The organism is Mesorhizobium sp. M0152, assembly GCF_040322415.1.
Classification (GTDB): Bacteria; Pseudomonadota; Alphaproteobacteria; order Rhizobiales; family Rhizobiaceae; genus Mesorhizobium.
In genome coordinates this window covers 121954-143954 of sequence record NZ_JAMYTH010000014.1, presented here as the reverse complement: position 1 = coordinate 143954, position 22001 = coordinate 121954, and the positions used below count along the sequence as shown (strand labels likewise).

Here is a 22001-nt window from a genome sequence, read left to right as displayed (position 1 = left end):
GAGCTTCCCGACGGCGGTCGCGCCATCGCCGACATCAGCTGCAAATCGAAATCCCCATAGACATCGACTGTGGCCCGCGGGTTCCTGCATGAGAGGCTTTCGTACGCCCGACGGCACCCGAAACCCTTCCCAATGTCGGCCATAGAGATCGATCTTCCCACCTTTTGAAGCAGACATGGCCGAACCACGCTCAGTCTCCCCAAAACACATAAGATGATCATCTCCAGCCAAACAGCCGCGCCAGCCGCTTTTTGAGCGGCCGCAGGGACAGGCGTCTTATAACTCGTCAGAGGGGAATCGATGATCACGGTACCTAGATGCGACCGGTTATTCTCTTGGCAGTAGCGTAGCAGCGCGATCACGAATGCGGCGTATAGGATTGGACGAATCCCGCACGCCGAAGCCACGGACAACATAGAAGAGAGCGCTTCTGCACGTCCACGCCGCATGTGATCCGATGGACTTCGCGCGGCAGATCGCCGACCAGATAGGGCAGGCGCTTTGCCATCACCTCTTGCCACTCGGACCTTGTTGGCCAGGCGCGGGCTTCATGGAGCACGGCCGGGCCTTGTTCCTGACAAAATTGCTGTCTGCGTTTTCACATCACCGGGTTTTGCGGGCGAATTCGGAACCATGCCTTTCGCCTGCAGTTTATGGAATGAAGGGACCTAGGTCCGAGGAGAAATCAGATGAAACATCTTCTGATCACGAGCATGATCGCGCTCGGTGTCGGTTGCGGCGCCGCGATGGCGCAGACCGAATCCGCGCAGCCGAGCGGAGGCGACAATTGCGCCGCCGGCCAGGCCGATTGCCAGAAGGGCGGCAAGGCGGGCGAGCAGGCCCAAGGCAAGATGAAGTCGCAGACCCAGCAGAATGCCCAGGGCAAGGCTGGCGCCAACACCGAGGAGCAGGCCCAGGGTCAGGCCAAGGTGAAGACCGATGAGCAGGCCCAGGGTCAGGCTGGCACCAAAACCGAGGAGCAGGCTCAGGGTACGGCCAAGTGCCAGACCGGCATGGCCAACTGCCCGAAGGGTTCGAAGACGAATGAGCAGGCCCAAGGCAAGACCAAGATGAAGACCACCGAGCAGAATGCCCAGGGCAAGACCGGCACCAGCACTGAGCAGAACGCCCAGGGTACGACTAAGATGCAGACCCAGCAGAACGCCCAGGGCAAGACCGGCACCACCACTGAGCAGAACGCCCAGGGTACGACCAAGATGCAGACCCAGCAGAACGCTCAGGGCAAGACCGGCACCACCAATGAGCAGAACGCCCAGGGCACGACCAAGATGCCGACCCAGCAGAATGCCCAAGGTAAGACCGGTACAGCCACCGAGCAGAACGCCCAGGGCAACGCCAACGTCCAGACCGACCAGAACAAGACGGCCTCGATCAACAACGTGACGGTCGAGCAGAAGACGCAGATCACGCAGATCATCCACGAGACCCACGTCCAGCCTGTTCGCGATGTCGGCTTCGACATCTCGGTCGGCGTCGAGGTGCCCCGGCATAAGATCCGCCTGCATCGGCTGCCACCCCGTATCGTCAAGATCGTCCCGGCTTATGAACGTTACGAGTATTTCGTGCTGGCCGACGGACGCATCGTCATCGTCGATCCGGACACCTACGAGATCGTGGCTATCCTGGAGGCCTGATCGGGACAACATCGCGAAAAGCAAAAGACGCCGCCCTGCCGCAAGGCTCGGCGGCATCTTTCTGCTCTGGCATCGAAAGTCCGCTCGCGTTGCAACGGACATGCAAGATGTCATAAAATTGAATCACAGAACCGACAGAAAGGCCGGAACAGCTGCTTTAGCCCATGTGGCTCCCAATCGCGGACGATCAGGTTGCGGCCCCAAAAGCGACATCAGAATATCTGCTCGGTGACACCACTCGTGGCACAAAGCAGCCCTCGCCGCCGCAGATGCGGCCTACCTCCAGCGCCAGACTAGCCTTACGCGCTCCAGCCCAAGCTTCCGAGTGAGCGCGCCCCTGATGTGCCGTCGTGCAGGGCGAGGAGTTGGTTGGGTTCGGATACGAACCAGGCGAACGAACCCCAGGCGAGTTGCGCGACGGTTTTCTTGAAGCCGGCGGATTGGCGGTCCTGGTAGGCGGTGAGGAAAGCGATCTGTTTTCGGGCAAAGCCGGCCGCGTCGGTGATGGCATGGATGGCGTCGCGGCGGCGGTCGGTGATGGCGCCGTCGGTCGCCACCACTTCGACGAACACGATCAATGGCTCCTTGTGGCCGAGATCGGCGAGGATGATGTCAGGCAGGTTCTTGTCGGCCTCGATCCTGAGGCCGATCGCGCTGGCGATGGCGTCGTCGCGCACGACCACCTTGTTGCCGCTCTCGCTCAGCCACAGCATGGCGGGAGCGATGAGGAACCGTTTGGCGAACACCTCGATGACAGCTTGCGCGATGACCGAACTCGGCCCTGGCGCCAGCAGCCTGGTTTCGCCGTTCGGAAAGGTGACGCGGATGCCGGCGGCGTTGGCGGCCGCGCCGGCGCGCATGATGGTGACGCGGGCCAGCGCGCCCTTGCTGAGATGCGTTTCCTGAAAATTGGCGATTGCCGCCTCCAGCGCCTCGCCTTCCAGCGCCGGATCGAACAAAGCGGCGAAATCCGCTTTCAGCGCATAGCGCGGCTGGCCCGACGTCGTCGGCAGATCCTCGCGCCGCGCGATGGCGCCGATCGCCACCAGCCCGTCGCGCAGCGTCTCGTCGCGGATCGGCTCGCGCGTGTTGTCGGCGTACCAGCGTGTTCCCGTAACGATGCCGTTCTTGCGCAGGACGCTCGCGGCATAGGCATCGCGGTCGGCATCGTCAGCCAGCGCCGCCTGCTCGCGCGTCATGCGATAGACATGGACCGGGCCGAGATATCGTCCGGACCCCTCGACGGCGCCGATATAGATGGCGGCGAACACCGTGCTGGCGGCAAGTTCCCTTGTGCAATAGAGGCGGTTCGGCGTGCCTTCGGGAAAGATCAGCGGCAGCCGCCCGGCAATGAGATCGCGGCTCGCATAGGGCGGACGCGCCGTCATCCGGTCTCGCCGTAGAGGCGGTTGCATTCCGCCTCGATCCGCTCCCGCGCGGCACCGGCCGCGACGAGCCTGGCCAGCGCCTTAGTGCTTCGCGGCGGCGGCAACGGCAGCGCTTCGAGTTCGAAGGCCGAGACGGCGACGCTGCCGCTGATGCAGCGAAAAAGATCGTCGGCGACACGGCTGTTCAGCAGCGCCGCGACGACCGCCGCCGGCACTTTCGTCGCGCCTGTCGCGCGGACCATGTTGAGGTGATTTTCGACGACGACGCCGCCATGCGCCTCGATGAACGTCTGCGGAAGTTCCGCGGCGATCAGGCGGCGGGCCTGTTCCTTGGCGGTCGTGCGCTGGACGAGGACGCAGGGCTGCTCGACCAGCAGCCAGCCGTCGCCGGCCTCCAGCTTGAAACAGGGGGCGTGGTTCTTCTTGCGCGCGCGATAGGTGAACTGGCCGTCGGCGGTGATGGATTCCGCCCAGATCAGCGGGTGCACGCCCTTGCCGCCGGCGCGGTCGCGCAACTGGCCCTTGAAGCGGTTCCAGACGAGCGGGCCGGTCGACACTTCGTAGCCCCAATCGGCAAGCCGATGCGTCATGACCTCGGCCCGCGCGATAAGCCGGCTGTGCGCGGGTGTGCGCGGAGCAAGCCAGGGCGCGGCACGGTCGGCAGGCAGGGCGATCGTGCCGTTGCGGGTGACCTTGGCCTCGATTTCCGAGGTGACGGTCAGATAGTGGATCTGCGCCCGCCGCGCCTCGGCGCCGCGTTTGTAGACGGCGAGCAGCGTCTCTTGCAGAACATCCTCGAAAACGCCGCGCCGCGCATGCACGAAATCGATCGCCACCGGCGGCGCTTCGCCGGCGAGAAGACCGCGCAGGGCACAGTAGTATTGGCCGCCGAGAAAGCTGGTCGGCGTCAGGAAGGCGATCAGGCCGCCGGGCTTGGTCCAGCGCAGCGCGGCGTCGGTGAAAACGCCGTAGAGATTGGCATGCCCATAGAGACTACGCGCATAGCGCGCCCGGAGCTCCGGCGACAGCGAGACGCGTCCATAGGGCGGATTGCCGACGACGAGATCGAAGGCGGGTTCCGGCTCGGCCTCGAGCGTATCGCGGGCCGTCACGATGGTCGGCGCAGCGCGGCCTGCCTTGGCCGCGACATCGGCGAGAGCGATTTCGAGGGCGCCTTGCGCGAGCCCGGCCGCGTGAGGGTCGAGCTCGAAACCGGCAAGCCTGGTGCCGACATGGCTCAGCGCGAAGGCCGGCTCGCAATCGCCGAGCGCCGCGATCATGCGGCGCGCGGCATGGAACAGGAAGATTCCGCCGCCGGCGGCGGGATCGAGAACCCGCGCCGTGCGCCAGTCCAGCCCCTCTTCCTCGGCCTGGTCGAGAAGGCGATTGGCAAGCGCCGGCGGCGTGTAGAACGCCCCGCGTTCGCCGCGCGCCCTGGCCGGCAGCAGCACCGGATAGAGGCTGGTCACGAGATGGAGGGCCTCGAGCATCGGCAGCCGGGCGGCGGTTTCCCCGATGCTGTTCGCCAGCGCCGAAGCGGGCTCGTCCAGTTCATCCGTCTCGAAGGCGAGCGAGGGACACAATGCCGGGGAAATGCCGACGGCCCTGGACAGGGCCAGCATCGCGCGGCGGGTCAGCGAAACCGCGTGGATCTCGCGATCATCGTCGTCGATCGTCTCGCTCCAGGCGCGTGCCAGCAGGCGCGCCTTCGACAGCATGTCACGCGCGGCCTTCAACGCGCGCGCCCCCAGCGCGGACGGCGCCGCATCGGGCGAACCGGACAGGCGAATCTGTGAAACTTCTGCCATCTGTCGACCCTAGAGCAATTGCCGGAAAAAGAGCAATTCCAGGACAAGCGTGAAACGGTTTTTCCCGTCCGGAATTTCGTGAAAACAAAGAGTTAGAGCGGCTCCACGATGCCAGGAAACGATGAGCCGCTCGAATGCGCCATATCAAGCAATGCGATAGACTAGCACATGTTCTCGTTTTGTTCCAGTAAAAAATCGCGTCCCTCGTATATTTCTACAAAATCGGCGGCCTGACCGACATTGCCTCGGTATGCGGGGCCGGAGTTCCGGCCTGTTTGGCTTGCTCAGCCCGTCGCTTCACGGCCTCACAGTGCCAGGCTCCCCTGCTCCGCCTCCTCGGCGTTGGGGTCGCCGGGCGCGGTGGCCCAGGCGAGTTCGACCAGCGTCACCGTGCGCTTTCCCGTGCCGTCGAGCTGGCAGACGATGAGGCCCTGCTCCTCGATATAGGTCAGCAGGCGCCGGGCGCGGCGCAGCGAGTGCGAGCCATAGGCGCGCGCGATCGCCGCGTCGCTCGGGCACGGCCAGCCCTCCTTCGCCGCGCGGGCGATCATCATGAACACGCCCTGCATGTCCTCGGGCAGCAGCGAGGCCCGCACCGAGACGTCCCGCCAAGCGTCGTCCTGCGTCGTCTCGGAGCCGAGGCCGGCGCGGGCACGCGTCAGCATGCGGCGGAACTCGGCCAGGTCCGGCACGACGGATGCGAGGCCCTCGATGCGGCAGCGCACCACGAATTCCTGGTAGAGCACGCCGATGACGCGAAACCCCGCATCGGGTTCGGCCAGCACGGCGCGCAGCACGCGGTCGACGCGCTCGCGCCGCTCCGCCAGGTCCTCGGCGCTGATCGTCGGCTCCGCCGGTCCGGGGCGCACTTCCAGCGCCGCCGACTTCGCCGCCATCAGCTGGTCGAGCAAATCGGGCGACGCCGCCGCCCGGCGCTGCGGCCGCGTCGTCTCGGGCGGTGGCGCCGCCAGGATGATCGCGCGCGCATCTTCAAGCGCTGCTTCCGGCAGCGGCATCAGCCGCGGCGTGCCGTTGCGCGGGCTGGTATCGGTCGGGCCGATGCGCAGCCCCAGCGGCCGGCGCGACAGCGCCGGGCCGAGCGCCATGAACTGCCCGCGCTCCAGGTCGCGGAAAGCCTCCGCCTGGCGTCGCTCCATGCCCAGGAGATCGGCGGCGCGCGCCATGTCGATGTCGAGGAAGGTGCGGCCCATGAGGAAGTTGGAGGCTTCCGCCGCGACGTTCTTGGCGAGTTTCGCCAGCCGCTGGGTGGCGATGATGCCGGCCAGCCCGCGCTTACGGCCCCGGCACATCAAATTGGTCATGGCGCCGAGCGAGAGCTTGCGCGCTTCGTCCGAAACCTCGCCGGCCACCGCCGGCGCGAACAGCTGCGCCTCGTCCACCACCACCAGCAGGGGATACCAATGGTCGCGGGCGACCTCGAACAGCCCGCCGAGGAAGGCGGCGGCGCGCCGCATCTGGTTCTCGGCGTCGAGCCCTTCGAGATTGAGCACGGTGGAGACGCGGTGGATGCGCGCCCGCTCGCCGGCCGCTTGCAGGCCGCGCTCGGTGTGCTCCTCGGCGTCGATGACCAGATGGCCGTAACGCTCGCCCAGCGACACGAAGTCGCCTTCCGGGTCGATGATGGTCTGCTGCACCCAGGGCGCGCTCTGTTCCAGGAGCCGGCGCAGGAGATGCGACTTGCCGGAGCCCGAATTGCCTTGCACCAACAGGCGGGTCGCCAGCAATTCCTCGAGATCCAGCGTCGCCGGGGCGCCCGCCGTCGTGTTTCCCATCTCGATCGCAACGGTCATTTCGACTCAGGCGCTCCTTCGCAGACGGGCTTATCAACCGGACTGCGGCCCGTCGAGCGCCGATGGCCGGCAGCGCCCCGTTGCGCACAGCTGGCCGAACGCCGGTCCGGAGCCAGGCATGCCTGTGGATAGTAACCTTTCGTTCACCATGGGCCGGCGTTCCGCTTGAAGACGGCCGGTATCCGCCTAGCCTGACCTTGCATCGCGTCCCCAACACGATGCGCCCCAACGCCCCCGATGGCGACCGACGTTTTCAAGTTCCCCTGATGTATGCGTCGGTCGTCAGTTTCCGGGCGTCCACTGCCCTGCCGAGGACGAATGTGGCCGGCGGAAGCCGACAACGCGCCGTATTCCCGGGCAACATTTCGCACAGCCAATTCACCGACGGCGGCCGCGGTTCGCGGCAGGGAACGGCCGGCCGCTCGTTGTTGCGGAAAGTCCGGGTTGACCGCTCCCGGACGCGAGGCGACACTCGCAGCCTGGAGTGCATCGGCATCTGAGGAGAAATGCAATGGACGAGCCCGAACGCTGGCGCCACATGTCGACGGCGCCGAGGGACGGCAGCCGGATCCTGGTCACGGTCCGCCCATCCGAACAGGGGCCGGCCGAAGTCGACCTCGCCTACTGGGCGCGCGGCGACCAGTTCGCCAGCGAAGGCTGGCGAGCGTCGGACTCCTCGCCCGGCCGCGTCATCGAATACGCCGAACCGGAGCTGAAATGCTGGATGCCGCTCCCCTCGGCCAACCTCAGCCGCGCCGCCATGCCCGCCCCCTGGGAAGGCGACGACGCCCAGCAGCTGGATGGCTCTGGGATTTAGAGGCGAGGACGAAGATTAGCAAAAGCGGCCAAAGCGGCCAATCTCCCCCCTCGTGGGGGAGATGTCCGGCAGGACAGAGGGGGGCGCCGTAGAGCGCCAGCCTCTATCAAATCGAAGCCCGCCAGCATCGAAAACAGCCATGCCTCACACACCATTGCCCCCGCAGAACCGCGCAAACGCCAGATCGATGCGCAAGGTCATGACCGATGCCGAACTGAAGCTCTGGAACGAGCTTCGCGCTCACAGGCTCATGGGCCTTGGCTTCCGCCGGCAATTCCCAATCGCAGGCTACATCATCGATTTCGCCTGCCCGCAGAAGAAGCTTGTCGTGGAAGTCGACGGGTCGCAGCACGGCGACGCAGACCCTGCAATGGCCGACGCGATCAGGACGAAACGTCTGGAACAGGATGGCTGGATCGTGCTGCGGTTCTGGAACGACGATGTGATTCACGACATCGACAATGTTTGCCAACACATCGTCATCGCGGCGGGGTTGGCAGACTGATATGCCGGCTGGACAGCGCCCCCCTCTGCCCTGCCGGGCATCTCCCCCACGAGGAGGGAGATTGAGCGCTTCAGCGCTCCGCTTACTCCTGCAACGTTGGCAATTGGCGAAAGCGGCCAAACAACCGATCTCCCCCCTCGTGGGGGAGATGTCCGGTCCACCCTCCGCAGCTGCAGCGCAGCTGCTGCGGAGGACGGGCAGGACAGAGGGGGGCGCCGTAGAGCGCCAGCCTCAGTGCCGATTCTCTCAGGGGCCGACGTTCATGACATCGACAATGTCTGCCAACGTATTTCCATCGCGGCGGGTTTGGCAGACTGATACGCCGGCGGGACAACGCCCCCTCTGCCCTGCCGGGCATCTCCCCCACGAGGGGGGAGATTGAGCGCTTCAGCGCTCCGCTCACACCTGCAACGTTGGCAATTGGCGAAAGCGGCCAAGCGGCCAATCTCCCCCCTCGTGGGGGAGATGTCCGGTCCACCCTCCGCAGCTGCAGCGCAGCTGCTGCGGAGGACGGGCAGGACAGAGGGGGGCGCCGTAGAGGCAACAGCCTCAGTGCCGATTCTCGCAGGGGCCGACGTTCATGACATCGACAATGTCTGCCAACGTATTTCTATCGCGGCGGGTTTGGCAGACTGATACGCCGGCGGGACAGCGCCCCCCTCTGCCCTGCCGGGCATCTCCCCCACGAGGGGGGAGATTGAGCGCTTCAGCGTTCCGCTCACTCCTGCAACGTTGGCAATTGGCGAAAGCGGCCAAGCGGCCAATCTCCCCCCTCGTGGGGGAGATGTCCGGTCCACCCTCCGCAGCTGCAGCGCAGCTGCTGCGGAGGACGGGCAGGACAGAGGGGGGCGCCGTAGAGGCAACAGCCTCAGTGCCGATTCTCGCAGGGGCCGACGTTCACGACATCGACAATATATCGTCATCGCGGCGGGTTTGGCAGACTGAACGCCGGCGGGACAGCGCCCCCCTCTGCCCTGCCGGGCATCTCCCCCACGAGGGGGGAGATCGGCTGTTGGGGCGGCGGCGGCTTGCTAACCAGGACCCGCGCCTCAGAACAGGAACGCGGCGGTCGCCGGATCCGGTCCGCCCCGTCCGCTGGCCGAATCCATGCCGCGGATGGTTTCCAGGTCCTGCGCGTCCAGTTCGAAATCGGAGACGTCGAAATTTGCAGCGATGCGGTCCTGGTGGATCGACTTCGGGATGACGATCAGGCCCTGCTGGAGATGCCAGCGGATGATCGTCTGCGCTGGCGATTTGCCGTGTTTGCGGGCGATGCCGGCGATGATCGGGTCGGCGAGCAGCCGGCCGCTGCCCAGCGGGCTCCAGCTTTCGGTGTGGATGTCGTGGCGGGCGTGGAACTCCCTGATCCCGCGCTGCTGGAAGCGCGGATGCAGCTCGATCTGGTTGACCGCCGGGACGACGCCGGTCTCGCCGATGATCCGCTCCAGATGGTCCCGGTTGAAATTCGAAACCCCGATCGACTTGATCCGGCCGGCCTGCTTCAGCTCGATCAGCGTCTTCCAGGCCTCGACATATTTGTCCTGGCTGGGCACCGGCCAGTGGATCAGGAACAGGTCGATCTCGTCGATGCCGAGCTTTTTCATCGTCTCGTCGAAGGCGCGTCGGGCCGCGTCGGACTGATGCGCGCCGTTGCGCAGTTTCGAGGTGATGAACAGCTCGCTTCGAGGCACGCCGGCACCGCGGATCGCCTCGCCCACGCCCTCCTCGTTCTGGTAGCCCTGCGCGGTGTCGATCAGGCGGTAGCCGGCCTCGATCCCCCAGCCCACCACCTGCGCGGTGATGTCCTGGTCGACCTGCCAGACGCCAAGACCGAGCTGGGGAATGGCGGCGCCGTCGTTCAAAGTGATCTGTTCGGGCATGGTTGGTCCTTTGCAAAATGTCCAGGGCGAGCCGCCCGCCGGACAGCTATCTAGGCCCGGCGGCAGGCAACGGCCAGCCGGCGGATGGACAAATTTGAGGTGACCGCGGCGTTACCTCGGCCGGCGCACCGCCCGCACCACGCCGTCCGATACGCTGCCGCAGAAGAGGCGGTCGCCGCCGTCGGATTCCAGCCCCGACACGCCCATGCCGGCCGGCATGTCGAGCTTCTCCAGAACCTTGCCTGATTGCGGGTCGACGCGGCGCAGGTCGCTCTGGTCGCCTTCCCAGGTGGCGTGCCACAGCTCGCCGTCGACCCATGTCACTCCCGTGACGAAGCGGTTGGATTCGATCGTGCGCAGGATTGCCCCTGTCTCGGGGTCGATCTGGTGGATCTTGCGCTCGCGGTACTGCCCCACCCAGAGTGTTCCCTCGGCCCAGGTCAGTCCGGAGTCGCGGCCGCCGCCGGGTGCCGGAATGCTGGCCAGTACCTGGCCGGTGTCGGGGTCGACCTTGTGGATGCGGTCCTGGGCGAGTTGGAAGAAATGCCGGCCGTCATAGGCGGTGCCGGCGTGCGCCGCGACATCGATCGAGCGCAGCGCCTGCCCGCTTTCGGGGTCGAAGGCGTTCAGCCTGTCGCCCGAGGCGAACCAGACATCGTTGCCGTCGAAGCTCACCCCGTGCACCCTGTCCACCCCCGGAAAGGGCCCGTATTCGCGCAGGATTTCGGCCGCTGAATGTTTCATGTCCTGATCCTCGATCATGGTCTTGGTCCTTCCTAGCCATTCGGCAGCGGCGCCGGGAGTAACAAGGTGGTCGTGAAACCCGCCACCGGCGGCGTCATCCAGCGGCGGGCCCGGCCGTGGCCGAACGACTGCACCTTGCCGGCCTCGGCCAGCGGCTCCAGCGCGCGCTGCACGCTGCGCTGGCTGCTGTCGAGCGCCAACGCCAGCGCCGAGCTCGACCAGGCTTCGCCGTCGGCGAGCAGGGCCAGCACCGCCGCATGCCGCTCCTCGATCGGCCGCGCCAGCACCACCGTCGCGCGCCCCTGATGCGGCGAAAGCATGAAACCACGCTTGGTCGCGCTGATTTCCGCCAGCCCGCGCAGCTCGCCGCGCAGCCGGCCGATCTCGACGCGCAACCGCGCGCGGTGCGATTCATCGGCATGCTTGCCGCCAAAGGCACGCGCCACGAGTTCCTCCCTCGATACGTCCCCCGGCCACGCTTCGGCCAGCGAACGCGCCAGCGCGAACAGCACCGGCCGCGTCGCGAGCGAGACCATGGTTTCCCCGGCGCGAACGCCATGACGGAAGGCATCGACGACCAGCGCCGGCGACGCCTGCAGCGCCTCGACCTCTTCGAGCAGCAGCGGACGCGTCTCCCCTTGCGCGATCAGCCGCGCGGCGGGTGCCTCAAGCGCCAGGAAAGCGCTGTCGACCTCCGCCAACAGTCCGGCAATGCCGGCGTAACGCGCCGCCTGCCGCGCCCGCTCCAGCGCCGCGCGCGCAGCCTTCGTCCTGAGCCGCCGCATCGCGATCCCGGCGACGGCGAGTTCGTGCGCGGCGCGCGAGGCCGGCGGCAGCAGCGCCGGATCGAGACCCGCCAGCTCGTGCTCGGCCTCGTCGAGGCGGCCGAGCAGCAGCAGGCGCCGCACCTTGAGGTGCCCGGCATGCGCCGCGTTCAGCCGGTCGCCATGTTTTTCCAGCGCCGCGCGCGCCGCGTCGAGCGCCTTCGTCGGCCAGCCCCCATCGCGCTAGACCAGCGCTATCTCGGCTTCGGCGACGATACATCTGGCGCGCGCCACCGCTTCTTTCGGGCCGAAGCCGCGCGCGGCCCGCCGCAGCAGCGCCTTGGCGCGGTCGAAATCGCCGAGCTGCGCCATTGCGATGCCGCGCAACGCCAGCGCCGGCGCGTCCTCGCGCAACGCGACGCGGTCGAGCGCGCCGAGCGGATCGCCCGCCGCCAGCGCCAGCCCTGCCGCCGTGATCAGCGAGTCCATTCAAATCCCGTCACACTTGTAACTCCCGCCCTGCGCCGCGCCGCCCTAACTTAAGTCAACACCGCCGTCCGGCAAGCCATACCGGCCGATACTGACCTGGCCATCTGGCCAAGGCGGCGTGACCGCCGTTGACGCCAATGTCGGCGTTCGCTAGCCTGAGCATCTCAGGTATTATTATTAAGCATCTCATAAGGGATAATTGAAATGCCTGCCTCCAATGACCTCGAGCACACATCACGGCCCCGCCATCCCTGCTGCGCCGGGCCGGCCGACGCAAATCCCGTCACACTTGTAACTCCCACCTCTCCGCCTCACCGCCCTACTCTACCCCTCGAACAGCAAGCAACGACACATAACGGCTCAATGACTGGCAAAGGAGAAGATCAATGAACAAGCACGTCACGATGAAAACCCCGCCGATCGTTTCCCCGCAGGCCTGGGAGGCCGCGCGCGAGCAGCTATTGGTGAAGGAAAAGGCGACGCTGCGCGCCAAGGACGCGCTTGCGGCCGAGCGCCGGCGCATGCCGTGGATGGAAGTGGACAAGGCCTATGTGTTCGAGGGTCCCAACGGCAAGGCCAGCCTGCTCGACCTGTTCGAAGGCCGCCGTCAGCTGATCGTCTACCGCGCCTTCTTCGAGCCGGGCGTCTATGGCTGGCCCGACCACGCCTGCCGCGGCTGTTCGCTCGGTGCCGACCAGGTCGGCCACCTCGCCCATCTCAACGCTCGCGACACCACGTTGGCCTACGCCTCGCGCGCGCCGCAGGCCGACATTGCGCGGCTGAAGAAGCGGATGGAGTGGAAGATGCCCTGGTACACGATCACCGACAGCTTCGACAAGGATTTCGGCGTCGACGAATGGCATGGCCACAACGTGTTCATCCATGACGGCGAGCGCGTCTTCCGCACCTACTTCATCAACACCCGCGGCGACGAGCAGATGGGCACCGTCTGGAGCTATCTCGACGCCACGCCGCTCGGCCGCCAGGAGGTCTGGGAGGATTCGCCCGAAGGCTATCCCCAGACCCCGACCTACCAGTGGTGGAACTGGCACGACAATTACGAGGCCGGCGCCGACAAGAAGTGGGCCGAAGTGTCCGCCGCCGGCGAGGCCGCCTTCCGCGACAAGGACGACCAGTAAGGATCTGGCGACAGCGCGATCCCCCGTACCTCCCCCTCGTGGGGAGGTCGGACCGCAGGTCGGGGTGAGGAGTATGCCCACATGCCGCGGCACCGGCCCAACCATCAACGGACAAGCATCATGAGCGATATCCACATAAGCGGCGGCAGTGCCCTCCCCGAAAACACGACCACGCCCGGCGTCGCCGGCTGGCTGTGCTTCGCCGCCGCGCCGACCTTCGCGCTGATGGCGCTGCTCTCCTGCGTCCAGGGTGGCGACGGCGCCATGCTATGCATGGGCGCCAACGCCTCGCCCCTTACCGGCATGCCGGCCATGTACCTCCTGATGAGCGCCTTCCACCTGGCGCCCTGGCTGAGGGCGATCTCCGGCCGGCAAATCCGATAGATCCAACTCGCCACCTGTCGATAAATCCCCACTCACCGGAGAAGACAATGAGGCTGGAGCAGTTCTATAAGCAATAGCTAATTGACAGCCGATGGGAAACGGCGCTGACTGTCCCGCAGAGGTGGATCGCAACATCGGGCGGGCGATATCGACCGCCGGCTTCACCTTGGGGAGGATGCCATGCCGACGATCATTGGCCATCACGACATCACAAAAGACAGCAAGCACTGGCTCGGTTCACCCAAGCGCAAGGAGCTTTTCGGCTCGCTGGGGGTCACCAACATCCGCACCTTCGTCGATCCGCAGAACCCGAAACGCGTGGCGGTGATGATGGACGTGCCGGACATGGATAAGATGGCGGCGCTCATGCAAAGCAAGGCAGCCACCGATGCAATGACGCACGATGGCGTGGTGCCGGAATCGCTGGTGATCCTGGTCGAAGCGAAGGGCTAACCGCTCCGCCGGCCGGATTTGCTCTGTCGATCCACATCACGGTCCGGCAGCGCTTCAGGTCGCGATGTCATTCACCGGCAGCAATGGCTTGGGGAGGTCGACCTCGCCAAGCCCGGCGCGCAGTTCGATCTCGATGTCGCGGCAGATCTGCGAGATCGGAACGTCGTTGGCGTTGCCCTCGAAAGGGTTGGCGCTGCTCTCGCCGACCTGGTCGAGGGACATGTAGGCCCAGCCCAGAAGCGTGCTGAACGGGATCGTCAGCCAGATCGCGACCGGGCCGAGCGCGCCGCCCAGTTTGCCCATGTCGGCGAAGACCGGAACGACGCCGAACGGCAACAGCGTGCAGAAGATCATCACGAACATCGAGCTGACGATGGCGTATTGGCGGGGATATGGATTGTTCTTGATGCGGTCGCAGCGCGCCTGCTGGTCATGGAAATCGCGGATCAGCTTCGTCAGCTCGACGTAGATCTGCGGAGGGATCTTGGCGTCCTTGAACAACGCATTGACCTGGACCGACTGCATTTCGAGCAGCGCTAGCGCCGGCTGAGCCGACTTCAGGACCCCCTCGGCCTGCTCGGCCAGCAGCCGACGCATTTCGTCTGCCATCGAGCCGGCATCCTCCTGGACATGATAGCGCCGCCGGTATTCGACATTGGCGGCCCGCCCCATGGATTCCCATGGCATCGGCCGCCGCAGCGCGAACCGCAACGCCGTCATCCAGGCGATATGGCGGTAGATGAGTTGCCGGGCCGTCGGCGCGTCGATGAAGTCCCGGCAGAAATTGGACCACAACCGGCTGCTGGCGGTGATTTGCGTAAAGGCCTGCAGCGCTTCGCTGCCGCGGGTCAAAACCTGCGAATTCTTGAACCCAGCAACGAGCGACACGGTGGTGCCGAGCACGAGCACCACCGACCATGGCACCGAGAAGCCGGTGACCCCTGGCAGACGGTAGGCCGCCACGGCCAGTCCGCTCACCAGCACCATGTAGATGACGCTGCGCCGCGACCAGAGCGCGAAATCGATCACCTTGTAGGAACGGCCTACATACATCGGATGCCCCTCAAATCGTGGACGGCATGCAAATCAGAGCCGTCTCGCAATGACGCCTCTAGCATACGGCGCGCTCGCCACGAATGGCATGAAGCGGGACACCGCGAGGTCGCTTGCACAGGCTGGAGAGCCAATACCAAATCGCCCTCACCGCGCCTTGGCCGCCCCGAACCGCAAGCCGTCCATGAGCAGCGACACCAGCCGGCGCGAACGATCGCGCCAGTCCTTGGTGTCGGGTGCCGAGTAGATGCCGCCCAATGCATGCAGCACGTCGGAGGCATCGACGTCGCCGCGGATGGTGCCGTCGGCCACGGCCGCCTCGACCAGCTGCCGCAACGCCTGCGATACTCTTCCCGACGTGTCGGAAAACAGCGTCGAATTGGTGTTGAGCAGGACGCGCAGGCTGGTCGCCAGGCCGCGCTTGGTGGCGATGTAGTCGACGAAGCGGCGCATCCATTCCTCCAGCGCGACATCGGACGGATGTTTTTGGGCGAGCTCGCCGGCGGCCGCGCACAGCGCTTCGACCTCGCGCCGGTAGACCATTTCGACCAGATGCTCGCGCGTCGGGAAATGCCGGTAGAGCGTGCCGATGCCGACACCTGCGCGGCGTGCGATCTCCTCCAGCGAGGCGTCGATACCGTGTTCCGCGAACACGGCGCCCGCCACCTCGGCCAGCCGGTCTCGATTGCGCTGCGCATCCGCACGCAGCGGCTTTGCCTCTGCGGCCTTTTGTTCGATGGGCGGCTCCACGGCCAATTTTTTCTCCACGTTGAATTCGGGGCTTGAACCCTGCCGGGTCAGCCACCACCTAATAAACGGAGGCGCCTCCGTTTTAGTGGAGCACCTTTATCATATAATCAGGGAAACCGGCATGTCACGTGTTTCGAATCTATGGAGACTGGCGAAGGCCGCCGACGCGTGATCTCCCCCCCTCGACACCACTTCAATCCCCTCAGCGTCAAGCAACTGGAGCCAGACGCCCATGACCAAAACCACAATCCCCGTCCATCTCGACATCAACGGCCAGCGCCACACGCTGCAGCTCGAACCGCGTGTCACGCTGCTTGACGCCTTGCGCGAGCGGCTCGGCCTGACCGGCACCAAGAAGGGCTGCGACCACGGCCAGTGCGGCGCCTGCACCGTCCATGTCGACGGCGAGCGCGTGCTGGCCTGCCTGACGCTGGCCGCGCAAGCCCAGGGCCGCGCCGTCACCACCATAGAGGGGCTTGCACGGGAGGGCGAACTGCATCCCGTGCAGGCCGCCTTCCTCGAACAGGACGCTTTCCAATGCGGCTATTGCACGCCCGGCCAGATCATGTCGGCGGTGGCCTGCATCCGCGAGGGCCATGCCGGCTCCGACGAAGAAATCCGCGAATACATGGCCGGCAACCTCTGCCGTTGCGGCGCCTATCCACATGTCGTCGCCGCCGTTCGCCAAGCAGCATTGGAGGCCGCGTCATGAGGGATTTTTCTTACCTGCGCGCCACCACGCCCGACGCGGCACGGCGAGCGGCCGCCCTTCCCGGCGCCATGCTGCTCGCCGGCGGCACCACGCTGATCGACCTCGCCAAATGCGGCGTCGCCGAACCCGAGACGCTGGTCGACATCACCCATCTCAAGGGGCTGGACCGGATCGAGGTGGATGAGCGCGGCGCCGCCATCGGCGCGCTGGCCAGGATGGGCCATGTCGCCGACCACGCCGACATCAAGAGCCGCTTCCCCGCCGTCTCGGAAGCGCTGTGGCAGGCGGCCTCGGCGCAGATCCGCAACATGGCGACCATCGGCGGCAACCTGATGCAGCGCACGCGCTGCCCCTATTTTCGCGATCCGTCGAATTTTTCCGCCTGCAACAAGCGGCAGCCCGGCAGCGGCTGTTCGGCGATCGGCGGCGTCACGAGGGGACACGCGGTGCTCGGCACCAGCGAGGCCTGCATCGCCATGTACCCCGGCGATCTCGCCACCGCGCTGGTCGCCTTCGACGCGATCGTCCATCTCGGCGAGCGCCAGGTCCCGGTCGACGAATTTTTCCTGCTGCCCGGCACCACGCCGGACAGGGAACACGCGATCGAACCGGGCGAGATGATCACCGCCATCGAGATCCCCGGCTCCGCCGCCGCCCGGAATTCGACCTACCTGAAGATCCGCGACCGGCAGTCCTATGAATTCGCCGCGGCAAGTGCCGCCGTCGGCGTCCAATTCGAGGCGGACGGGCGCACCATCCGCGACTTGCGCGTGGCGCTCGGCGGTGTCGCGACCAAGCCGTGGCGGGCGCGGGCCGTCGAGGCCGCGTTGAAAGGCAAGGTGCTGGAGCTGGAGACCGTCCGGGCCGCCAGCCTGCTCGCCGTCGAAGGCGCCGTCGACCATGGCGCCAACCATTACAAGATCGAGCTCGCGCCGCGCGTCGTCGCGCGCGCCATCCTCAAATTGGGAGAGACGGCATGACCGTTCACACTGCAAGACATGGTCATAACGCAAGACATGGCGATGCCTCCGACGGTGCGCTGGCGGAAGCCGTCGGCGGCCGCCTGTCGCGCGTCGACGGTCCGGCCAAGATCACCGGCGCCGCGAAATACGCCTTCGAGCAGCAGCTCGAAGGCCTCGCTTACGCCGTGCTGGTCGAAAGCACGATCGCATCGGGCAAGGTGCGCTCGATCGACGGCACTGCCGCCGAAGCCGCGCCCGGCGTGCTCAAGGTGCTGACGCCGGACACCATCATCAGCCTCAAAACCGCTTCGGACTGGTTCGGCGCGCCGCCGCCGGACAAACCTTATTGCCCGCTCGCGCGTGACATCACCTTCAGTGGCCAGCATGTCGCCGCCGTCGTGGCGGAAACCTTCGAACAGGCGGTTGCCGCGGCGGCCCTGGTCAAGGTCGCCTATGACGAGGCACCGGCCGTCGTAGACCTCAGCGACGGCAACGCCGGCGACGGCATTCCAATCGACGCCATGACCAAGGAATGGGGCGACGCGCAAGGTGCCTTCGCCGCAGCTCCGGTCCGGGTTTGCGCCGCCTACAACACGCCGCGCGAATACCAGGCGCCAATGGAGCCGCATGGCCTGATCGCGCGCTGGGAGGGCGACAAGCTCACCGTGTGGGAGCCGAGCCAGTGGCTCGACGGCATGGCCCGCACCTATGCCGAGTGGTTCGGCGTGCCGTTCGAGAACGTACGGCTGGTCTCGCCCTATATTGGCGGCGGCTTCGGCTCCAAGGCGCTGGCGCTTGGCCACGGCGCGGTGGCGACCAGCGCGGCGAAAATGCTCGGCCGGCCGGTGAAGCTGGTGATGACCCGGCCGCAAACCTTCACCGGCTATGGCGGCCGCGCCGCGACCCGCCAGACGGTGACCATCGGGGCCGACCGCGACGGAATAATCCAGTCGATCGTGCATCGTGGCGTCAACGAGACATCGATCGACGGCATGTGGGTCGAGCCGTTGGGGTCGGTCACCTCGATCATGTACGCCACGCCGAATTTCTCCTCGCGGCAGAATGTGGTTCGGGTGAATTCGGTGATCCCGGGCCCCATGCGCGCGCCGGGCGAAAATCCCTCGGCCTTCGGCATCGAAAGCGCCATCGACGAGCTCGCCTACGAGGTCGGCATCGATCCGCTGGAGATCCGGCTGCGGAACTATGCCGAACAGGACCCGCACGCGAAAAAAGCCTGGTCGACCAGGCAGTTGCGCGAGGCTTTCGCAGCGGGCGCCGAGCGCTTCGGCTGGTCCAGGCGCACGCCGGAGCCGCGCTCGATGCGCGACGGCAACCATCTGGTCGGCTGGGGCGTCGCCGCCGGCACCTATCCGGTGCGCCGCGCCTATGGCGAGGCAATCGTGCGCATCCTCGCCGACGGCTCGGTCGAGGTCGAAAGCTCCTCGATCGACATGGGCCAGGGCACCTACACCATCCTGGCGCAGACCGCCGCCGAGACGGTCGGCGTACCGGCCGGCAACGTCGTGGTGAAGCTCGGCGATTCCCGCTTCCCCCGCGCCGGCGTCGCCGGCGGCTCGCGGCTGGCCGGCGTGATGACGGGTGCGGTCTACAAAGCGGCGGCCTCGGCGCTCGACCAGTTGGTGGGGCTCGCCATCAGCGATCCGCGCTCGCCCTTCCACGCGTTGCAGGCCAACACGCTGGTGGTCGCCAACGGCCGCATCGCCTCGCCGCGCGGCGACGGCCCGGCTGTCCCGATCGCCGAGCTGCTCAAAAGCGTCGGCCGCGACCAGATCGAGGCGACCGGCGACACCATGCCGGCCAATTCGACGGCGCAGGATCGCTACAAGAACTACACCACCATCGCCATGGCGCTGCCGCACACCGAGGGCGACTATTCCCGCCACTCCTGGTGCGCGCATTTCATCGAGGTGCGCGTCGATGAGGATTTCGGCACGGTGCGGGTGTCGCGCGTGGTCTCGGCGCTGGATTCGGGCCGGCTCTACAACCCGAAACTCGCCGAAAGCCAGTGGAAGGGTGGCATCATCATGGGCATCGGCCAGGCGCTGTTGGAAGAAGGCATCGTCGACCGCCGCCACGGCCGCATCATCAACAACAATCTCGCCGACTATCTCGTGCCGACCAATGCCGACATTCCCGATATCGAGGTGATCTCGGTCGGCATCCCCGACCCGCACTCCTCGGTGCTCGGCGGCAAGGGCGTCGGCGAACTCGCCATCGTCGGCGTCGCGCCAGCCATCGCCAACGCGGTGTTCCACGCGACGGGGAAAAGAGTGCGGGATTTGCCGATCACGCTGGAGAAGCTGATCTAGAGGCCGTGCGTAATCTCCCCCCTCGAGGGGGAGATGGCCGGCAGGCCAGAGGGGGTCTTCTCGCGTGAGGCGCCAACCTCCATCTGCCGCGCAGCAGGCCGAGCCCGGTCGAACCGACCCCCTCTGTCGCCTACGGCGACATCTCCCCCTCGAGGGGGGAGATTTCGCTCGTCATCTTCCACTCACCACTCCAGCCCGAACACCAGCTTGCCGAAATGCAGGCCGCCGGCAGCCATGTGTGCGTAGGCTTCGGCCGCCTCGTCCTGTGAAAATACCTTGTCGACGACCGGCTCGATCCGGGCGGCGCCGATGGCGCGGGTGGCGTCGCGCAGGTCGGATACCGATCCGGTGTTGTTGCCGACCACCTTCAGCGCCTTGATGATGATCGGAAGCAGGTTGACCGTGGCCTCGGCGCCGGTGACGAAGCCGATGGTGAACAGCGTGCCGCCGGGAGCGGTGGCGTTGACCGCGCGGGCGAAGGTGGCGGTGCCGCCGGTCTCGACGACGAGGTCGGCGCCGAGGCCGCCGGTCAGTTCCAGCACCTTGCCGTCCCAGTCGGGCGTTGTGCGATAATTGATGAGATGATCGGCGCCGAGCGCCTTCGCCCGCTCCAGCTTCTCGTCCGACGACGAGGTGATGATGACGGTAGCGCCGGCCGCCTTGGCAAGCTGAAGCGTGAAGATCGAGACGCCGCCGGTGCCAAGCAGCACGACGACCGAGCCCGGCCCGACATTGGCGGCGCGGAGGGCGTTCCAGGCGGTGGTGCCGGCGATCGGCAGCGTCGAGGCCGCCTCGAAGGAGAGATGCGCCGGCACCGGCACGACCGAATTGGCCGGCAGCGCGGCATATTCGGCCAGCGACCCCGGCAGCGAAACGCCGCGCATCTGCGTCATCTCGTAAGGCCGTGGCGGGCCGCCGATCCAGCGCGGCTTGGCATGGGCGACGACGCGATCGCCGATGCTGAAGCCGGTGACATCCTCGCCGAGCGCGACGATCTCGCCGGCGCCGTCGGCGACGGGGATGAGCGGGAAGCTCGGCCCGGGATAGTTGCCGCTCGCCACCGCGACATCGACGAAGTTCAGGCTCGCCGCGCGGTGGCGGATCAGCACCTCGCCGCGCTGCGGTTCGGGCGTGGCGACGATGGCGGCGCGGAAGGCGTCCAGCCTGGGCTGGCTCAGTTCGATGGCTTTCATGGTTTCACTCCGGGTTGGGACGATTGATGGGTTGAGTGAAACTAGCTGCTGCGCTATTTCTGGATAATCCTTGCCATTCGCATTTGAGTTCTGTGTTTTATGCAGCAATCTCACGAGCCGGCGGCACTTGCCGAAATGGCGGCCTTCGCGGCCATCGCCGAGGCGCGCTCCTTCACCCGGGCAGCCGTGCTGATCGGCCGCGACGCCACCGTGCTGTCACGGCGCCTGCAGTCGCTGGAGGAGCGGCTGGGGGTCAGGCTGCTCTCCCGCACGACGCGCAGCGTGTCGCTGACCGAGGCGGGCGCGGAATTCCTGCTGCGCGTGCGCGCCATCCTGGCCGCGGTCGACGAGGCCGAGGCGGCCGCCTCCGCGCATGCCGGCGGCATGCCGCGCGGCCTGCTTAGGCTGGCGCTGCCCGGCACGTTCGGGCGCATGTGGATCGGCCCACTGCTGCCGGAATTCCTCGCGGCGTTTGCCGAGATCCGCATCGAAGCCGAGTTCTCCAACCGTTTCGCCGATCTAGTCGCCGAGAATTTCGATGTCGCCGTGCGGCTCGGTGCGCTGGAGGATTCGCGCCTGGTGGCGCGCAAGGTGGCGACGCGGCGCAGGCTGCTCTGCGCCGCACCTTCCTATCTCGCCCGAAGAGGGAGGCCGCAAACGCCGCAAGCACTGCTCGATCACGATTGCCTGGGTTTCACCGGTTTCCAGACCTTTCCGGCCTGGGAGATGACCGACCGCAGGGGACGGCACGCGCGCGTCGAGGTTTCCGGTCCGCTGGTCGCCGACGATGCCGAGGTGCTGGTCGAGGCCGCCGTGCAAGGCGTCGGCCTGATGATGTCCACCGACTGGCTGATCGGCCGCGAGCTCGCCGACGGACGGCTGGTGCAGGTCCTGGAGGACTGGACGCTTGCCGACGAAGGCGCGGTCTACATCGTCATGCCCTCGGCCAAGGGCCAGGCCGCCAAGACCCGCGCTTTCGCCGACTGGATCGGCAAGCGCTTCGCGCCGGAACCGCCGTGGCGGCGGTGAGGTTGAAGCTGCCGATCTCCCCCTTGCGGGGGAGATGTCGCCGAAGGCGACAGAGGGGGTCGGTAGGTCCTGACGCGACCTCTTATCGCCGACAGAGGAGGCCGGCGCTCCACGCGAGACGACCCCCTCTGGCCT

The 22001-nt window shown here is 66.6% G+C and carries 18 protein-coding genes and 1 pseudogene; 10 read left to right on the top strand and 9 right to left on the bottom strand.

Going from position 1 to position 22001, the window contains the following annotated elements:
• Window positions 1–689 precede the first annotated feature (689 nt).
• On the top strand, window positions 690–1655 hold the full coding sequence (locus tag NKJ26_RS16605; protein ID WP_352696222.1) for a DUF1236 domain-containing protein: 966 nt from the start codon (window positions 690–692) through the stop codon (window positions 1653–1655).
• 299 nt (window positions 1656–1954) lie between these two features.
• On the opposite strand, the gene NKJ26_RS16600 is transcribed toward NKJ26_RS16605, so the two are convergent.
• From NKJ26_RS16600 to NKJ26_RS16590, 3 genes are all read right to left on the bottom strand, one after another.
• On the bottom strand, window positions 1955–3043 hold the full coding sequence (locus NKJ26_RS16600; RefSeq protein WP_352696221.1) for a BsuBI/PstI family type II restriction endonuclease: 1089 nt from the start codon (window positions 3041–3043) through the stop codon (window positions 1955–1957).
• Entirely contained in the window at window positions 3040–4851 is a 1812-nt protein-coding gene (locus NKJ26_RS16595) for an HsdM family class I SAM-dependent methyltransferase (RefSeq protein ID WP_352696220.1), read from the bottom strand. The genes NKJ26_RS16600 and NKJ26_RS16595 overlap by 4 nt, the downstream gene beginning before the upstream one ends.
• A gap of 305 nt (window positions 4852–5156) precedes the next feature.
• Window positions 5157–6662 (bottom strand): helicase HerA domain-containing protein, encoded by a 1506-nt coding sequence (locus NKJ26_RS16590; RefSeq protein WP_352696219.1) that lies wholly within the window; start codon window positions 6660–6662, stop codon window positions 5157–5159.
• A 511-nt stretch (window positions 6663–7173) separates the two neighbouring features.
• On the opposite strand from NKJ26_RS16590, the gene NKJ26_RS16585 reads away from it, so the two are divergent.
• Both NKJ26_RS16585 and NKJ26_RS16580 read left to right on the top strand, forming a co-directional pair.
• Window positions 7174–7479: a hypothetical protein gene (locus tag NKJ26_RS16585; protein WP_027024558.1), complete on the top strand. Its 306-nt coding sequence runs from the start codon at window positions 7174–7176 to the stop codon at window positions 7477–7479.
• A 139-nt stretch (window positions 7480–7618) separates the two neighbouring features.
• A complete protein-coding gene (locus NKJ26_RS16580) occupies window positions 7619–7984 on the top strand; it encodes an endonuclease domain-containing protein (protein ID WP_352696218.1) in 366 nt (121 codons plus the stop codon).
• Between the two features lie 1049 nt (window positions 7985–9033).
• Here the strand turns inward: NKJ26_RS16580 and NKJ26_RS16575 are convergent.
• From NKJ26_RS16575 to NKJ26_RS16565, 3 genes and pseudogenes are all read right to left on the bottom strand, one after another.
• Window positions 9034–9864 carry an aldo/keto reductase gene (locus tag NKJ26_RS16575; RefSeq protein WP_352696217.1) on the bottom strand — a complete coding sequence of 277 codons (831 nt, stop codon included), beginning with the start codon at window positions 9862–9864 and terminating at the stop codon, window positions 9034–9036.
• A 111-nt stretch (window positions 9865–9975) separates the two neighbouring features.
• Entirely contained in the window at window positions 9976–10608 is a 633-nt protein-coding gene (locus NKJ26_RS16570; RefSeq protein ID WP_352601510.1) for a Vgb family protein, read from the bottom strand.
• Window positions 10609–10640: 32 nt separating this feature from the next.
• Window positions 10641–11861 (bottom strand): annotated as a pseudogene (locus NKJ26_RS16565) (helix-turn-helix domain-containing protein).
• A 386-nt stretch (window positions 11862–12247) separates the two neighbouring features.
• Here NKJ26_RS16565 and NKJ26_RS16560 point away from each other — a divergent pair.
• The 3 genes from NKJ26_RS16560 to NKJ26_RS16550 all read left to right on the top strand — a co-directional run bounded on the left by NKJ26_RS16560 (window position 12248) and on the right by NKJ26_RS16550 (window position 13837).
• On the top strand, window positions 12248–13000 hold the full coding sequence (locus tag NKJ26_RS16560; protein WP_352601514.1) for a DUF899 domain-containing protein: 753 nt from the start codon (window positions 12248–12250) through the stop codon (window positions 12998–13000).
• 120 nt (window positions 13001–13120) lie between these two features.
• The gene (locus NKJ26_RS16555; protein WP_352696216.1) at window positions 13121–13384 is read left to right on the top strand and encodes a hypothetical protein; all 264 of its coding nucleotides are present in this window, start codon (window positions 13121–13123) and stop codon (window positions 13382–13384) included.
• A gap of 180 nt (window positions 13385–13564) precedes the next feature.
• Window positions 13565–13837, top strand: coding sequence for a hypothetical protein (locus NKJ26_RS16550; protein ID WP_027024564.1), 273 nt, complete (start codon window positions 13565–13567; stop codon window positions 13835–13837).
• Between the two features lie 54 nt (window positions 13838–13891).
• Here NKJ26_RS16550 and NKJ26_RS16545 read toward each other — a convergent pair whose 3' ends face one another.
• Both NKJ26_RS16545 and NKJ26_RS16540 read right to left on the bottom strand, forming a co-directional pair.
• Window positions 13892–14890: a bestrophin family protein gene (locus NKJ26_RS16545; RefSeq protein WP_352696215.1), complete on the bottom strand. Its 999-nt coding sequence runs from the start codon at window positions 14888–14890 to the stop codon at window positions 13892–13894.
• Between the two features lie 147 nt (window positions 14891–15037).
• Entirely contained in the window at window positions 15038–15646 is a 609-nt protein-coding gene (locus tag NKJ26_RS16540) for a TetR/AcrR family transcriptional regulator (RefSeq protein ID WP_352601520.1), read from the bottom strand.
• 226 nt (window positions 15647–15872) lie between these two features.
• On the opposite strand from NKJ26_RS16540, the gene NKJ26_RS16535 reads away from it, so the two are divergent.
• Genes NKJ26_RS16535 through NKJ26_RS16525 form a run of 3 tightly spaced genes read left to right on the top strand, consistent with a single transcriptional unit; the run spans window position 15873 to window position 19644 of the window.
• Complete coding sequence (locus NKJ26_RS16535; protein WP_352601522.1) at window positions 15873–16352, top strand: (2Fe-2S)-binding protein; 480 nt, start codon at window positions 15873–15875, stop codon at window positions 16350–16352.
• Window positions 16349–17332 carry an FAD binding domain-containing protein gene (locus NKJ26_RS16530; RefSeq protein ID WP_352696214.1) on the top strand — a complete coding sequence of 328 codons (984 nt, stop codon included), beginning with the start codon at window positions 16349–16351 and terminating at the stop codon, window positions 17330–17332. The genes NKJ26_RS16535 and NKJ26_RS16530 overlap by 4 nt, the downstream gene beginning before the upstream one ends.
• Window positions 17329–19644 carry a xanthine dehydrogenase family protein molybdopterin-binding subunit gene (locus NKJ26_RS16525; protein WP_352696213.1) on the top strand — a complete coding sequence of 772 codons (2316 nt, stop codon included), beginning with the start codon at window positions 17329–17331 and terminating at the stop codon, window positions 19642–19644. Before NKJ26_RS16530 ends, NKJ26_RS16525 begins: the two co-directional genes overlap by 4 nt.
• Before the next feature lie 182 nt (window positions 19645–19826).
• Here NKJ26_RS16525 and NKJ26_RS16520 read toward each other — a convergent pair whose 3' ends face one another.
• The gene (locus NKJ26_RS16520) at window positions 19827–20837 is read right to left on the bottom strand and encodes a zinc-dependent alcohol dehydrogenase family protein (protein WP_352696212.1); all 1011 of its coding nucleotides are present in this window, start codon (window positions 20835–20837) and stop codon (window positions 19827–19829) included.
• A 99-nt stretch (window positions 20838–20936) separates the two neighbouring features.
• Here NKJ26_RS16520 and NKJ26_RS16515 point away from each other — a divergent pair, with 99 nt between their 5' ends.
• A complete protein-coding gene (locus NKJ26_RS16515; protein ID WP_352696211.1) occupies window positions 20937–21866 on the top strand; it encodes a LysR family transcriptional regulator in 930 nt (309 codons plus the stop codon).
• Window positions 21867–22001 lie beyond the last annotated feature (135 nt).